We start from the raw sequence: 16,089 nt of genomic DNA, 5'->3' as shown, positions 1-16,089 counted from the left end.
CGCTAGGAGGACTAACATATGCCATTAGAATTAAAAGTCAAAGTAAAGAATAAAGATACTACTTATACACGAACTGAAGCTCCGATGCTTGAAAACTTAATGGATGCATTAAAAGTTCAACGGCAGGAAGTTGAAATGTATAGTGATTCTAAAACTTTCCCGAGCGATACTCAAAACAAACGTCGTATTGAATTGTTGGCTGAATTTGCCGCTCGATTTTGGGGCAATGGTCTTACTAAAAAGGACGTTTTGGCAGGCGTTACTTCAATTGATGGTTTAAATACTATTGAAGAAGCAGTAGCCCAAACGTTAGGAATGTCAATTTCTGACGAAGAAGATAAGGATAACGGTAAAGACCCAAAAAAATAACAGCTGAGTTGGTAGACGATGCTATCAATCAACTGTCAGACTTTATTAAAGGCCAGTTGGAGTCAGGATATAAGTGGAATGAAATCAGTAAGCTTACTTTAAGTGACTTGAAATTAATGAATTATGTTCTAGAAGAAAAGACAACGACTATTGACAAAGCATTCCCATTCTTATTCTAAGCAGAAAGGAGGTAAAACATGGCACAATCATTAGGACATTTAGCTGCAACAGTTAGTTTAGATATTAATCCGTTTAAGGCATCAAATAATGTTTTAAAAGCACAAATTAAATCGACTGCAAGTGCTTTACGAGCCCAAGAAGCGGCGTTAAAAGGTAGTGCTAATGGCATTAATAATATGCGACAGGTTTATTCGACAATGACCCGTCAAATGATGAACTATAATGCTCAAATGGAAAATTCCAAAAAGATTATGGATGATACCACCAAGAGCGAACGTGCCCGTGCTAATGCCGCTAATCAATATAACCGAACTTCTGCACAGGTTGAAGCACTTCAAAGAAGAATGCAAAGCCTCAGTCGAGAAATTGCTGCTCAATCTAGTAGATGGGGTCAATTGTCTGCACGAGCATCACACTTTGGTAACGTAGCATCAACGGTTGGCTCTAAGATACAAGATGCTGGTCGAGGAATGTCAACCTATTTAACTGCACCAATAGCGGCAGGACTAGCTTATTCAGCAAAGCAGTTAGTCGATTTTCAAGATGCGATGAACCGAACCAAAAACGTTATTCGGACATCTGGAGAAACAGCTACTCAGACTCAACATTCCTACAATCAAATGCTGAAAGACGCTCGTAAATATTCTGATGAGTATGGTGTTAGTCAAATTAAAATCGCTAATGGTTACCAAGATTTAGTTAAACGTGGTTATACTTCAAAAGCTGCTATTGGTGTTATGCGGAATGAGTTAAAAGCTTCAGTAGCAACTGGAGATGACTTTAACGACGTGATTAAGGTAGCTGCTCAAACTATGGAATCGTTTGGCCTGTCAACGACAAAGACTGGTAAGCCACTAAAGAATGCTGCCTTAATGCAACGACGTTCAACAAAGACATTAAATGAACTGGCATATGCTGCTGATGCAACATCAACCGATTTTCAATCTTTAGGTGTTGGGATGTCATACGTTGGTGCAACTGCTCACCAAGCCGGATTCAGTTTGTCTGAAACAGCATCTGCAATGGGTATTTTATCAAATAATGGTCTTGAGGCTGATAAGGCAGGTACTGGATTACGGAAAGTAATCCAATCATTAATCACACCTACTGCTAACGGCAAAAAGGCACTTCAAAGCATTAATTTGACGACTAAAGATTTCTTAACCAAGAGCGGTAAATTGAAGTCGATGTCAGCAATTTTTGAGACATTGAACAAGCATATGAAGGGCTTATCAGGTAGCAAGAAGAATGATATCTTCCATGCTTTGTTTGGCACTACTGGTCAACAGGCTGGTGCTATTTTAACGGTAAATGCTAACCGTTTACATGAGTTAAACAAAGAAGTCGAAAAATCAGCTAAAAATGATTATATCGGTGATTTATCACGAAAAAACTTGACTTCTGCAAAGTCTCAAATTGCTATTGCGCGAGAATCATTAACTAATGCCGGAATGGATATGGCAAAAAATATTTTGCCAAGTATCATTCCCTTAATTCAGGATGTTTCTAAATTGGCTCAAGGGTTTGGTAAATTACCTGATTCTGTTAAAAAGGCAATTACTTCCTTCGTTGCATTTACTGCCGGAGCTGGTCCCGTTTTATTATTACTTGGAAAATTAACCAGTGGCGTTGGTAAAACTGCGCTAGGATTTGGAAAAGTTGTTGGTGGATTAAATCGTGCTACTTTAGCATACCGTGCGGGAGCATCTGGAGTTGCCGTTTTAAAATCTGCCTTTTCTAAAACAGCTTATGAAACGTCTAACTTCGGCAAATCGGTTTCTGATACCAGTAAAGTAGTTTCTAGCGCAAGTGCTGACTATAATACAGCTAAAACTGCTATCTCTGATACAGGTAAAGTAGCATCTGTAGCTGGCCTTTCGATGAGCACTTTTGCAGTTGGTGTTGGCGTTGCTACTGCTGCCATTGTTGCTGGAACGGCCGTTTGGGAACTGTGGGGCAAACAAGCTGCGGCTTCTTCTGCACGCACTAGTAAATGGGGTTCTGATGTTGGTGCAGCGGCTGACCATGCCCTAACTAAATTCAAAGGAACATCGGACGGAATTCAATCAGCTCTTACTCAAATGGATGTCGCTGCTAAAACTTCTACTAAGAGTATGTCTGACTCTTTTGATAAAGAATTTAGTCAAATGGAAAACGATGCTCGACAGCATCTCGAAAACGTCAAGAAAGCTGAAAGCAATATGTCACCAGCTGTTGCGGCGGCTGTCGATAAAGAAGCTGAGCATGAAAAAAGAATCATGAATAATCTGCTAGACGATGCAGATAAAGCAAGGGTTCGAGCGAATACTATTTTGCAAACTTCAAATGGTAATATTGCCAGCCTTAGTCAGACTCAACGGGTGATGCTTCGTAATAATCAGCAACAAATCCTTAACGATGAGTTGAAAATGTGGAGTCTTACTAGTAGTCAACGCAAGAAGGCTATGGCAGTTTTAAATAATGATGTTGCTAATATGACACGTCGAGAACGTTCAACTCGTTTGAGGAGTATTCGTGAGGAAACTGAAGATGTTCAAAACGAATATAATAAGCAGGCTAATAGTTTAAAACGGCAACTAAAGGCCGGAACCATTAATCAAAATGAATATGCTGCAGGTATGAGAGCTAATAATCGTACATTGCATAATTATGTTGATAAAGCTTCTGCTGAATATATTCGCTTGGCTAAGGCTAACGGTGAGAACACTGATCGAATTAAACGTGATATGCAAGCGGCTGGTTTGAGTTATTCAGCCGGAATGAAGCAAATTAGTAAAGAAAGTAAAAATGCTGAAAGCAATGTTAAGAGCCTTGCTGTTTCTGTTGAAGGATTACATGGAAAAACTAAATCCGCAGCTAAAATGTGGAATAACCTTGTGTTCGACCCAAAAACTGGTAAGGTTCGTACTAATGCTCAGGAAGAAGTTAACAAGGCGGTTAATTCTTCTAAAAAGTGGAATCAAATTAAGCTTCTAGCAAAACAAGGTAAACTATCTACTAATGCAGGTAAGATGGTAGCCGCCGCCTTAATTGAGAATGGCAAATGGAATAAGATGTCATGGAAAGAGAAGAAGCTTTATATTAAGGACGAAGCTACTCAAAATGTTTTAAAAGCGCTAGAAAAATCTGGTGAATGGAACAAACTTTCTATGAAAGAACAGGAAGCTATTATTAAGTCCAAAGGTGGTCGTGATTTAGCCGACGCGCTAGTTAAAGCAGGGGCTTGGAATAGTTTGACCATGAAAGAGCAAGAAGCCGTTTTAAAGGATAAAACCACCGGGCCTTTAATTAGCGCTTTAAGTAAAACCGACAAGTGGAATAGCTTAACTCTTAAGCAACAAGAAGCGATTGTTAATACTAAGGGGACAAAACAGCTAGTTGATGCAATTAACCAAGCTGGACTCTGGAATAGCTTAACATTTAAACAGCAGCAGGCACTTGTTTATACCAAGGGTACTGCTGACGTTATGCAGGCCTTAAACCAAATGGGACGCTGGAATCAGTTAACACCTAAGCAACAGCAAGCTATTGTTAATGCAAAAGGTGGTCCAGAGCTTGGAAATTTAATTACTAAGTACGGATTGTGGCGTGGTATGCCAGCAAGCGTTGCAAAACGAATTGTTGCTCAAGATCATGCTAGCGGAAATATTGATGCTGCTAACAGAGCTATTCAAGAATGGCAAAAGGCTAATCCTGGTCAACCAAAGAATGCTATTGCGTTCGATAATGCATCTGGTCCATTCAAAAATGCGACTGGCAGTGTATTCAGTTGGAATGGCACTGGAGCTGGCTCTAAATCTGCCAATGGTTTTGATTCTGCTTCTGGTCCTTTTGGTTCAGCAACCGGTTCTGTTTCTAAGTGGAACGGCACGGGTGTAGAGCATAAAATAGCTAAAGCTAATGATCATGCTAGTGCGGTGCTTCAAGGAGCAATAAATAAAATCAAAGAATGGAATAATACAGATCCAATAGTTCACACAGTTAAGACTATCTATGAGACAATCACAAGAAAACATCACGCAAGTGGGACTAACTACCACATCGGTGGACCGATGATTGTCAATGACCAGCCTGGTCCAGTCTTTCGTGAAGCAGTCCAGTTTCCTAGTCAGCAGCCTTTTATTCCTTTTGGACGGAACGTAATTATGAATGCTCCACGTGGTACAAAGGTTCTTAAAGCTAGTGACACACTTAAATTGTTCCCACATTTACCACAATATGCGAATGGAACGTCAGATGCTGTATCAGTTTTGAATTCCATGAAGCCAAGTATTACTAGCCAGAAAGTTGTAACTAATAATTACAGCAACCGTAATGATGATAATAGCCAAATGACTCAATTGATCGTTAAGATGGGGGAAGTTGTGGATCGAATGGGCACAATGCTTGGCTTAAGTGCTGCTCAATTGTCAGCAATTAAAGCTAGTGCATTTGATAAAGACCAAATGTATACGGTTATGGGCCGAGACCAGATATACCTTAATGAGCAAAGACTGTAGGAGGTGTTGATAATCGCAGCTAATATTTTATACATTAAAATTGATGATGAAGATGAGGCGGCTAGTAATGAAATTACTAGTCATTTTACTTTCTTGGGGTTATCAGAAGCACCAAATCTTTTACATAACTATCGCGATGATACGATACAAGACGGTAACATCTGGAACTATTCCCGATATGGTCAAACAACAGTCACCGCACGATTCTTGTTACAGTGGATAGATCGACGAGATTATAAACTAGCTAAGCATGAAATTTATCGTGTTTTTGCCCAAAAAGGAATCTTTAGACTGCGTACTGGAGTTGAGCCTGATATTGTGCGTTATTGTCGTTCTGGAGCATTTAATATTGACGTGCCACCAGAAGATCCAAATTATTGTGTTATTGAAATACCCTTTGATAATCCATCAGGATTAAGGTTTAGTCGACTGCACACGGATAAAATGACTGAAAAAGAATTCTTATCTTTGAACATGAATTTACCCGTAAAAAAATTACAATATCATTTTACAGGTCAAACATCTTTCAGTGTATATAATGCTGGAGATATCACAGTAGATCCTGAAACACAAAATCATGATTTGAAGATAACTATGAAGCACAATGGTGGTAAATTTACCGTTAAAAACAAAACTACTAATACTTCATGGACTTATAACAAAAATCTTGGAAGTAGAGATACTCTGATTCTCAACGGTATTAATACCTATAAAAATGATGAATTGGATAGCACCAATACGGACTACGGTTATCTGACTTTGAAACCAGGAATTAATAACATTGAAGTTTCGGGTGCAAGCGATTTAGATATCACGTTTAGCTTTCCATATATGTATTTAGGTTAGGGGATGATTTTATCGGTTTAGTATTAATGACGCCTCATAAAGAGGATGTGAAAGAGCCAATAAATAAGATCATTTTGTGGCCGACATTCCATATTCAATGGGAAAATAATTCTACGTACCAAATTAACTTCACTGCTATTGATCTGGGCTCTGAATTGTACGATGAGCTTGATAATGAAACTCATATTTTTCTTGATGGTCAGGAATACGTAGTAAAAAATTGTGTTGAAAATATTGACCGAGGTACTAAAGAAATACTGGCATGGCATATTTATAACGAAATTAACCGATTATATGTTCGAAGCGATTTAAATGAGCAAAGTCAAAGCTCGCAAAAAGATGGTCAAGAACCAGAATACCCAAGCTATTCAGTTGAAGATGTCCTTAAAAAGTGGATTGATAACAATAAATTAGGTTTCTCTTATGAAATTCATGGTAATTTTGAGAAAAAACAAATTGAAAACTTAAGTGGTAGCGGTAAGGATATGCTGAGTAAAATTGTTGAACTATGGCCTAATATTGTTATTTATCCAGATAACAAAAAAATCATTGTCTATGATGAATTACAATTTGCTAAAGATAATGGTCGAGTTCTTGATTTTCCACATGACTTATCTTCGTTAAAAACTACTCGTGATAGTCGAACGATTATTAATCAAATTCGATGTGTAGGTGGTAAACACACTATTAATATTTCAACCAGTAGTGGAACTGGAGGGAATGTTGATAGTGTGGAAGGATTTGCAAAATCTACAATTAATGCTGACTTTGGTGTTAACAAACAACAGATGATTAACGATTTTGCGTCTAAGGATGTTCGAGTTCGTGCCTGGGGTGTTGATGTTAACCGTCTTTACGATACAGTAAAAAACGCTGGAGTAAGTCCAGAATGGTTCTTTGCATATGATTTGCAAGAAGGAAATCCAACTTCATTTAGTTGGCTAAATCACTATGGAGACCACTTGACCGACCCTTATGCTGATGCAACACGTGTATGCAACTGGATTAAGGAGTTCGCTAATAGTGACAGTTTTACTCCTGCTACAGGTTACGGAGCATATGCAAGTCCACAGTTAACGGCTCAATGGAATAAGGATTTCGGTAAGGGGACAATTGGTCGTCTTTACTTACAAGGCACGGCAGCAGCTGTAATGGAATTGGCTAATGAGAATCCTGGGAGATATGGTCGGCCATTAGCTGGTTGTGTGAACCAAATAAAAGCTTGGGGTGGACATACTAATTCTGGCGGTGGAAGTTGGGGATGGCCATTCCCGTCCGTTGGTGAAGGTAAGTTTTCTGGCGGTCAATTATTTGGTGTACAACCAGGTGGTGAATTTCGTCCAAATGGCTTTCATGACGGCCTTGATTTTGGCTCAGTTGATCATCCGGGTACAGATGTACATGCTATTCACGGTGGCAAAGTTACCAAAAAAGAATGGCGTGGTAATGAAATTAAATGGTATGTAGTTATCACTGATGATTCTGGATTGAACGTTGAATATCAGGAAGCTTTTAGTAGTGCTAGTAATATTATTGTCAATGTCGGAGACACGGTAACTACTGGTCAAGTTATTGGTCACAGGGATACTGATCATTTACACATTGGTATTACTAGACACAGTTTCCCTGAAGCTTTTAATCATGCCTTTAGCAATGACGGGACATGGATTGATCCACAGCAAACTATTAAATCTGGTATTGCTGCTGAAGGTTCAAGTGGTAGTAGTGGTTCTACGACTGAAGAGATATATTATTTTGAACCATTTATTCTTGAAGATGAGCAATCCATTAAAGAATGGGGGGTTCAACCAGGACCTGATTTTGTTGATGAACGCTTTCACGATGCAGAATCAATGCGAAAAGTAGGATTAACTAAACTAAATCCCAATCCTGATTTAACTGTAGAAGTTGAATTAAAAGGAAATACTTTTTTACCACAACCTGGTGAAATAGTAAGAGTTCAAGCAAGAGTTAAAAAATATGCTGGTTCCTGGAGAACGGTTGGCTATGATTACTACCCAAAATCAGGAAATCAAAATACACAAATAACTCTTAACAAGACTAAACAAACTATTTTGGATTATCAGGCGCAGCGTGTCAGTCAGATAAAGAGTTCATTAGAACAACAAACGACTAGATTACGAGGAATGGCAAGTAGTCTAGATAAGCAATCGCAGTCCATTACTCAAATAATCAATAATGATAACGATAAACATATGACTTTTGATGAAACACAAATAAAGAAGCAGCATGATGTTGCCTATAACAAGGGAGAGGACAACTCATGAGCGATAGCACATATACAGATTTATTTTGGGAAAAAGTTTTTGACCCCACGACTCAAACTTGGGGGATGGGATATTCGCGTGACAATGGTATAACTTATAAGTTACTACTTAATTTGTGGGGCAGAATATATACTGAAGATGATGCAATTAAACTTGCACCGCTATTACGGCCATATCTTTCACAAACTAGTCCTACAATTTCTAGTATTGAATGGGCTAACATTCTAAATAAGCCAGAATTGGTTACTGAAACAGAATTAAATAGTCGCTTAAGCCAGTTTAGTTCGTCTGGAACTGTTACTTCATTAGACTGGACGCAGGTTACGAATAAGCCTGATTTAGCTACTAAACAGGACTTACGGAACATCTCTTTAACACCGGGACCCGCTGGGCATGATGGTAAATCAGCTTATGAAATTGCAGTAGATAATGGCTTTACTGGTTCACAGACCGAATGGTTACAATCACTACACGGTAGAGACGGGACATCATCAACTAGCGGTGATGCTAGTTTGTCCACCCAAGCAATTGCTGAATTAATTAAACAGCACCTGAGAGTGCAAATTGATTCATTAACTGGCAATCTAATTGTAAAAGTTGACGACCAATCAAATGGTTCCATTGCTGATGCCGTAGCGGTTAAGGTAGCACAGAGCTGTCACTTTAGCTTAGACAACGGTAACTTAGTAATGACGGTAGGAGGTGCCTAATGGCAACAGAAAATCTAGGCCGAGTTTTAATGAATTTTACTGGAGATTATGATGCTAATAAGTCGTATGTTTACTTAGATGAAGTCACATATAACGGATCATCGTATGTTTGTATTGTAGATGCGCAAAACATTGTGCCAACTGATACCAGCCATTGGAAATTGTTAGCTAAGGCTGGGAAAGATGGCCAAAACGGAACCATTGATTCAGCCACTATTAATAATTTGAAGGGTCAACTTGAAAATTATGTTGATACTAAAGTACAGAGTGTTGCACCTGCTAGTGATGGCAATGCCATGTCAGCTGCACGAGCTGCTCAAGCTGGAGTAGCTAGTAACAGTAGGGCTATTGCGGCGTTGGCTGAGACTGCTAATCAGGCCCAAAACGCAGCGTCAGCGGCGATGAAAAAAGCAACTGATGCTTTATCAGCTGCCAGTGCCGCAAGCGGTAGTAGTGGTAATTCCGGTGTATTAGCGATTGATGAAAGCAATTCATATAAGAACTTTGATCAAGTAAAATTTACTTACGGGGTGCATGAAGACGCGGTTACCATACTTTCATCTTTGAAAGATACGACGGGGATTCCATCACTAACTGGGAAATGGATGTCACTTACCGGTGGAGAAACTTTGCCAGATCTGATGATGGTATTCGTCACAACGTACTGTAATTCCACAGCGTGCTTTCAAATTTCTAAATGTGTGACTTATAACAAAAAGCCACACATTTTTTATCGTTACGGTTTTCGGTCAGATGGTAGTCAAACTACAGGCTCTAATGATGCCCATCCAATTAGTTGGCAAGATTGGACTTTGCTAAAAAACGATGATGGTGGAATTATTAGTGGTGGAACTGCAATTGGTGGATAGAAAGAGGTGAAATGATGTCAACGAGCATTGAATTAAAGGGTAATTATAACCCTAATGAAGACTATGAAGTCTTAAATGTAGTTAATTTTGGTGGAAAAACTTTTGTTGTGGTACGGTCTAATCGAAAAATTGCTCCAACCGATACCCAATATTGGGCAATGGTCGAAAAAGGTGAACCGGGCCCATCCGGTCAGAATGGTAAGGATGGTCATTCACCGAAGGTGGAAGTCCGAAATAGTATGCTTTATATTGATAACGTGCCACAAGTCTCACTAAAAGGAATTCCAGGTTCCATGACTACTACTCAGGAAATTACGGCCAATGATGATTTGAATAGTTACACGGAAAATAATTTTTATGTTGGGCCAAATATTCTTCCAAAGAACGGTCCTTGGTCTAAACCGGCTGTCGGTATTGAAACACATTTGTTTTCCTTACAGGTGATTGGCTGGCTAAACGGTGTCTATGCAACACAACAAATTATTGATATGCAGACTGGTGCTGTCTACACCAGAGGATACTCAGCAGGAACTTGGACTAAATGGCATACGGTATACGCTGGTGAGCACTCATGATTTGGACAGCGTATCAGGACATTCCAACAAATAGTGAATTGATCTCAACGTACACGAATTACACGCAGCAAGTTTACGATAAAATAGCCTTTTTAGTGAACGCTGTTAGTAATACTTTTATGGATGTTGACGAACAGTTTAATCTGAAAATACCAGTATTAGATAACCCGGGAAATAAGTTAAACCGTTCGGTTTACCTTTGGACGATTAAACTGACAAGGCAGTTACAATCAAATTTGAATCTACTAGTTGATGTGTATAATGCCCATGAATTAATAGATGAAATTACAGATCAAGACACTGACTACTTAGTTCTTTGGTTGCCAGAGCGGTTAGTACTTGACCCACTATACTATGAACAACTAAATAGCAATTTTAAGTCGGCTAACGCATTGTTAGACCGGCTTTTAAGTTACGTCAAAATTTATCTTAACTAGGAGGAAAGCAATTGGCTGCAAATAATAAATACGTTGTCTTGGACCTTGATAAAGGTACCGATGACAATGACACAACAACCTATGTTAACTTAACACCACGCTTTCAAGGACGAGTAGCTGACAGTTTAGCAACGGTTAACCTACAATTTAGGCATCATGGCTTACCTCAAGATCTAACTAACTATAATGTCGGCTTTGAAGGAATTGCTCCAAATGGTAAACGATTTGCCGGCGTTGGTTGGGCTGCCTATGACCTGCCGGGTGCTAACGAACAAGTGGGGAAAGTAAATTTTTATTGGCCAGCAGGTATGTTCCAAGTAGAAGGACAATGGAATCCAGAGGGGACGTACTTCTACATTGATGATGGTAAGGGACAGAAGATTTCGACTGTTGGGATCCAGCTGAACGTTTTACCTAATTTAGTGGAAATGGGAATTAATGCTAAACCATTTGAAACTGACATGGATCGAGCGGTAGCTCAACTTCAGTCGTACGCTGACCAAAAGATGAAAGAGATTGGTAACATTACCAACCGATTTGACCAAATCTCGGACGCTACGACAGCACTGAAGACTGAGCTTGACACTTATACGCAACTCATTCGGCAAAATGCAGTTCCAACTATTGAAGAAATGCATAACTACGTTTCAGGAGTTGATTCTGGAATTGAATGGTCTGGTAGTCTTGACAGTGCTACTGAACCTAAAGTTTACCTTATTCCGGCTAACGTTCCTGGAGCACCAAGTGAGTCCAAGAACGCCGGTGGCGTGCTTAAAACCTTCGGTTCTAGTCCGATTGTGCAAATGTTTGTTGATAGTGACGGTAACGAATTCATTCGTGTTAAGAACAACGGCACATGGGCACGTTGGTACATGACTACGCAATTTGGTAGTGATGCCGATCTCTATCCGATCAATCCAGATGATGGATCAGCTACTACAACCGATGCCGACAAATATGGTGGAAATGTTAGCGGTGGTGGCCAAGGAACGGTCATTACCGTTCGGCCTGGCGGAGCAACAGCAACCACATCATCTCAAAATGCGGCTGCTTCTGGTTCAGGGACACAAACAGATGGGCAATCAGGAAATCCACAGAATGGAGCTAATACTAACCCATCAACTGATGCCGATAAGTATGGTGGAAACATCGGCGGTGGCGGAAGCGTAATCGTACAACACTAGGAGGTACAGAATGAATTTAGAACAAATTAATAAGAACCGGCAATGGGCTGGCAAGATTAATGGAAATTTTGCCAAATTAAGTAATTTTATCAACGGAAGTCATTTTGTTGGAATTCAAAATCCAAATTTGGATCATCTTTCTTCAGGCTTTTACAATTTCGGATTTTGGCGAAATGGTCCAATTCCTGCCAACGAAACATCGTGGCCAAAAAGTTTTCGAGGGGCTCTTGAATGGGGTTGGATCATCCAGCTGGGTGATGGTAATCAAACAAAGAGTCAATTATTAATTGGAGCTGGTGGAAAATTATTATACCGAATATATGCGGGTAGCAATTGGGAACCTTGGTTTGAAGTAACATCAACAAAAATGGATTATTAACTAATACATAGTCGCCAAAGAAATACACAATACGAAAGGGCGGCTGTTATTTATATTTGCATCTAAAAGGGGGAAGGTAGCCATTGCAGTTGTTAACAGCATTATCAATTCCGTATCATCAGATGTATTTTTTGCATTTTCAGAGTATGGAAGATAATCCTTTGATTTGGTTGTTTGTTTGGGCGGTCATCATTGATATTGTTACTGGGTTTGCAAAGAGTCTAGTTACAAAACGGACAACCTCAACTAAAGGAGTTACCGGATTAATCAAGCATGGGGTTTTAACCTTGGTGATTCTGACACTCTATCCAATGTTGGATGCTAACGGTATGAGTAAAGCAGGTGATACTTTTATAAGCTTTTACATATTATATTATGCAGTATCTATTGTGGAAAACTGGGGGCAAATGGGATTACCATTGCCTAGCTGGGTTAAGCCTTATATTTACAAGTTAAGTGATGATTATAAGAAAGGAAATAATAAGGATGAACACGATCATTAATGTAATTCCGGAATACGTAATCACAGCAGTTGTCTCAACCGCTATTTTTTATGCGTTGACGTATGCTAAAAATTTGATTCATGCACGGGCACTACACGCTAAAACAGCACAATCAAAGGAACTTTGGTCATTTATTGAGCAGGTGGCTGACACTGCGGTTAGTTCACTAGTTAATGCACAGATGACAGGCGATGCTAAGTTCAATCAAGCAACAACGATTGTTCAAGATGCTTTGAATAAGCAAGGCTTTAAAAATGTTGATGTCAAAGCAATTGAGTCAGCGGTGCAAGCAGCTTATGAAAAATCTGATCTGACTGGTTTAACTGTTGAAGATCCAGTTAAGGTTGCCATTCAAACCGCACCCAACCGCGCTAATGATTTAATGAAGGAGGCTAACTAGCAATGGCATTGTATACAGTAGATGTTTATTCTGGTAGTTCAGACAGTATTATTCGAGATAGCCATGCCGATGGGGTGATTGTAAAAGCTACTCAAGGAACGAGTTACGTAAATCCACGATGTAATCATCAATGGGATTTGGCCGGCCAACTGGGTAAATTGCGCGGGTTATATCACTATGCTGGCGGTGGCAATCCGGAAGCCGAAGCACAATACTTCATTAACAACATCAAGAACTATATTGGTCAAGGAATTCTTATCCTTGACTGGGAATCATATCAAAATAGTTCTTGGAGCGATACTAACTGGTCTTTGCGCTTCGTAACTGAAGTACATCGACTTACTGGAGTATGGCCCTTAATTTATGTACAGGAATCAGCATTGTGGCAGGTTGCCAACTGTGCTCAATACTGCGGTGTCTGGGTAGCTAAGTATGCATCAATGACTTGGAATAGTTGGACTTTGCCAAATATGAGTGTTAGTTCTGGCGTGTTCAGTGCTCTAACTGGATGGCAATTTACCGGTGGAGATATGGACCGAAGCATCTTCTACTTGACCAAAGAAACATGGCAAAAGATTGCAAACCCAAGTGGCAGTAACAATGGTTGGCAAGATAACGGTGATACTTGGCAATACTACGAAAATGGGTTGCCAGTTAAGAGTGCTTGGCGAAAAGTTGATAATAAATGGTACTACCTAGATACTTCTGGTAATGTCTTAACTAACTGGCAAAAGATTAATGACCATTGGTATTATTTCAACACTAATCATGATGGTTCGTTTGGTGCAGCACTGACTGGTTGGCAAAAAATTAATGGCAAGGAATACTATTTCGATCCTGATAATGCCTGGATGCTAACTGGAAAACAAGAAATTGAGGGATCACAGTATAATTTCGGAGATGATGGTGCCTTAGTCACGACTGAAAATCAATCAGTAGATAATCAACCGGCTAAACCAACCGATACCGAAACTAGGCTTTCAGCAGCTGATCGTGAAGCAATTGAAAATGAATTAAAGTATTATATTCAAGCTACGGTCAGAGACGAAATTTTGAAAGTAAGGAAGGAATAGAATAGCAAATTACACAGATACGGGTCAGTATGGCTATGTAGCGGTACGGAATGCTTACACGAATGAAGCATATGGAAAATTTGAATAGCATTAATTACTCCCTAGTGATCATTGCAGACCATGCAACTACCACTAGGGATTTTTTGTGTATATACACGTTGATATTAAGTGTAAACGAGTATATACTAATAATTGTGAGTATACGTATAGGCAATCGAAGGAGGAAGCAGTGATGGAACAAGCACTTAAATTAAGAAAATGGGGCAATTCGAATGCCATTCGTCTTCCTAAAGAATTACTAGAAAAGGCTGGAATTACCCCTAAAGATGATGAAGTTGCAGTAACTGTAAGCAACGATTCGATTATTATTAGACCTAAAAAAGAAAAAAGCAAGTTAGAGCAAATGTTTGATGGATATGACTCAAGTCAGCCGTACCCATTTGAAATTGTTGATAAAGGCGATCCGGTTGGTCATGAATTAATTTAAAATTAGTGTGCGAGTTGAAAGACGTTTGTAACACGCTAAATAAATTATGGAGGTGATGTAATGGCGTCATCAGAACTAAAACAAGGTGACATTATTATGTTGGATAATGCGCCTAAGCCAGAACATAATCATGAGCAAAAGGGCTATCGTCCTTGGTTAGTGGTTAGCGATCCTTTTTTAAGTGTAGTTACCCCGTTTACATGGGTTATCCCATTTACGAGTGAGAAAAAGAATTTTCCTACTGCGATTAACTGGGATAGTGTAACAACAGGCACCAAGACAAAAGGAACACTACTGGTTGAACAAATGACAAGCCTTGATTTAGAAAATCGCACTTACAAGATTGTTGATCACACTGATAACATTCCTTATGAGGTTTTCCAAAACATCAAGAATATTCTTGCCATTTAAAACGAAAAAATCCATCAGAGATAGCTGATGGTATAGACGATATACTAGACTTGACAGTTAAAGTATATCGTCTTTTTTTAGTGTCGTAAAGCGAACGGCTGTTTATCATAAGAGATACTAGGGATTTTTTGCGTTATTAATTGATTGTTTCGGCACAAAGATGTACAATGTAATCACAATGTAATACAAGGAGGGTTACATAATGGCAAATGAAACAAAAGTAACGGCTCGTATGGATCCGTCATTAAAAAATGAAGCTGAAGAACTACTTAATGACATGGGACTGAATTTTTCTGTTTGGATTACCTTAGCTACTAAGGCACTGGTTAACGAAAAGAAAATTCCATTTGAAATTAAAGCAAGTCCTTTTTATAGTAAAGACAACATGGAAGTATTAGAAAAGCGTTTCAAAGAATATAAAAAGGGTAAGCAAATATCTGAGCATGACCTTTTGGAGGATAAATAATGCCAGTTAAGTGGGAAGATGATGCTTGGGATGAATATGTTGCTTGGCAGAAAGAAGATAAAAAGACTCTCAAAAGGATCAATAAGCCCATTAAGTCTATTCGAAGAGATGGTTTGTTTGAAGGACTAGGGAAGCCAGAACCATTAAAGGGGAACTTAACAGGATTATGGTCAAGGAGAATTAATGATGTTGATCGATTAGTGTATGCTCCGGAAGCTAAAAATAGCTTTACTATTATTCAATGTAAGACCCATTATAAAAGAACAAAATAGCCCGGCATCTTAATCGGATGTCGGGATTTTAAGTCAATAAAATTATTAACTATTCTAAATGGGTCCCATTTGGGTCCTATATATTTTATAAATGTTGATATATCAGCCTATATAAGAACTATTTACTGCCTGTTTGGGGCA

17 protein-coding genes are annotated in these 16,089 nt (G+C 39.1%); all 17 read left to right on the top strand.

The window, feature by feature from the left end; all coding sequences use genetic code 11:
• Window positions 1-18: 18 nt before the first annotated feature.
• The 17 genes from gpG (at window position 19) to RDN22_RS03845 (ending at window position 15,948) form a co-directional block, all read left to right on the top strand.
• Window positions 19-369 (top strand): phage tail assembly chaperone G, encoded by a 351-nt coding sequence (gene gpG, locus RDN22_RS03925; RefSeq protein WP_308556116.1) that lies wholly within the window; start codon window positions 19-21, stop codon window positions 367-369.
• Between the two features lie 197 nt (window positions 370-566).
• Window positions 567-5,048: a phage tail tape measure protein gene (locus RDN22_RS03920; RefSeq protein WP_308556114.1), complete on the top strand. Its 4,482-nt coding sequence runs from the start codon at window positions 567-569 to the stop codon at window positions 5,046-5,048.
• A gap of 3 nt (window positions 5,049-5,051) precedes the next feature.
• Complete coding sequence (locus RDN22_RS03915; RefSeq protein WP_308556113.1) at window positions 5,052-5,894, top strand: phage tail domain-containing protein; 843 nt, start codon at window positions 5,052-5,054, stop codon at window positions 5,892-5,894.
• Between the two features lie 47 nt (window positions 5,895-5,941).
• The gene (locus RDN22_RS03910) at window positions 5,942-8,182 is read left to right on the top strand and encodes a phage tail protein (protein WP_308556112.1); all 2,241 of its coding nucleotides are present in this window, start codon (window positions 5,942-5,944) and stop codon (window positions 8,180-8,182) included.
• Window positions 8,179-8,892, top strand: coding sequence for a hypothetical protein (locus RDN22_RS03905; protein ID WP_308556110.1), 714 nt, complete (start codon window positions 8,179-8,181; stop codon window positions 8,890-8,892). The genes RDN22_RS03910 and RDN22_RS03905 overlap by 4 nt, the downstream gene beginning before the upstream one ends.
• Window positions 8,892-9,761 carry a hypothetical protein gene (locus tag RDN22_RS03900; RefSeq protein WP_308556108.1) on the top strand — a complete coding sequence of 290 codons (870 nt, stop codon included), beginning with the start codon at window positions 8,892-8,894 and terminating at the stop codon, window positions 9,759-9,761. Before RDN22_RS03905 ends, RDN22_RS03900 begins: the two co-directional genes overlap by 1 nt.
• An 11-nt stretch (window positions 9,762-9,772) precedes the next feature.
• Entirely contained in the window at window positions 9,773-10,336 is a 564-nt protein-coding gene (locus RDN22_RS03895; RefSeq protein WP_308556106.1) for a pyocin knob domain-containing protein, read from the top strand.
• Window positions 10,337-10,374: 38 nt separating this feature from the next.
• Entirely contained in the window at window positions 10,375-10,773 is a 399-nt protein-coding gene (locus RDN22_RS03890) for a hypothetical protein (protein ID WP_308556105.1), read from the top strand.
• Window positions 10,774-10,784: 11 nt separating this feature from the next.
• Window positions 10,785-11,957 carry a BppU family phage baseplate upper protein gene (locus RDN22_RS03885; RefSeq protein ID WP_308556103.1) on the top strand — a complete coding sequence of 391 codons (1,173 nt, stop codon included), beginning with the start codon at window positions 10,785-10,787 and terminating at the stop codon, window positions 11,955-11,957.
• A 10-nt stretch (window positions 11,958-11,967) separates the two neighbouring features.
• Window positions 11,968-12,336: a hypothetical protein gene (locus tag RDN22_RS03880; protein ID WP_308556101.1), complete on the top strand. Its 369-nt coding sequence runs from the start codon at window positions 11,968-11,970 to the stop codon at window positions 12,334-12,336.
• Window positions 12,337-12,419: 83 nt separating this feature from the next.
• Window positions 12,420-12,839 (top strand): phage holin family protein, encoded by a 420-nt coding sequence (locus tag RDN22_RS03875; RefSeq protein WP_308556099.1) that lies wholly within the window; start codon window positions 12,420-12,422, stop codon window positions 12,837-12,839.
• The gene (locus RDN22_RS03870; protein WP_308556097.1) at window positions 12,823-13,239 is read left to right on the top strand and encodes a phage holin, LLH family; all 417 of its coding nucleotides are present in this window, start codon (window positions 12,823-12,825) and stop codon (window positions 13,237-13,239) included. The genes RDN22_RS03875 and RDN22_RS03870 overlap by 17 nt, the downstream gene beginning before the upstream one ends.
• Before the next feature lie 2 nt (window positions 13,240-13,241).
• Window positions 13,242-14,312 (top strand): GH25 family lysozyme, encoded by a 1,071-nt coding sequence (locus RDN22_RS03865; protein ID WP_308556095.1) that lies wholly within the window; start codon window positions 13,242-13,244, stop codon window positions 14,310-14,312.
• Window positions 14,313-14,544: 232 nt separating this feature from the next.
• A complete protein-coding gene (locus RDN22_RS03860; RefSeq protein WP_308556093.1) occupies window positions 14,545-14,799 on the top strand; it encodes an AbrB/MazE/SpoVT family DNA-binding domain-containing protein in 255 nt (84 codons plus the stop codon).
• A 60-nt stretch (window positions 14,800-14,859) separates the two neighbouring features.
• A complete protein-coding gene (locus RDN22_RS03855; RefSeq protein ID WP_308556091.1) occupies window positions 14,860-15,210 on the top strand; it encodes a type II toxin-antitoxin system PemK/MazF family toxin in 351 nt (116 codons plus the stop codon).
• Between the two features lie 202 nt (window positions 15,211-15,412).
• The gene (locus tag RDN22_RS03850) at window positions 15,413-15,676 is read left to right on the top strand and encodes a type II toxin-antitoxin system RelB/DinJ family antitoxin (RefSeq protein WP_308556089.1); all 264 of its coding nucleotides are present in this window, start codon (window positions 15,413-15,415) and stop codon (window positions 15,674-15,676) included.
• A complete protein-coding gene (locus RDN22_RS03845) occupies window positions 15,676-15,948 on the top strand; it encodes a Txe/YoeB family addiction module toxin (RefSeq protein WP_308556087.1) in 273 nt (90 codons plus the stop codon). Before RDN22_RS03850 ends, RDN22_RS03845 begins: the two co-directional genes overlap by 1 nt.
• The last annotated feature ends 141 nt before the right edge of the window (window positions 15,949-16,089 follow it).

This window comes from uncultured Lactobacillus sp. (genome assembly GCF_902491705.1).
In the GTDB taxonomy this organism is placed as follows: Bacteria; Bacillota; Bacilli; order Lactobacillales; family Lactobacillaceae; genus Lactobacillus.
This window is presented reverse-complemented; position numbering and strand designations above follow the sequence as displayed.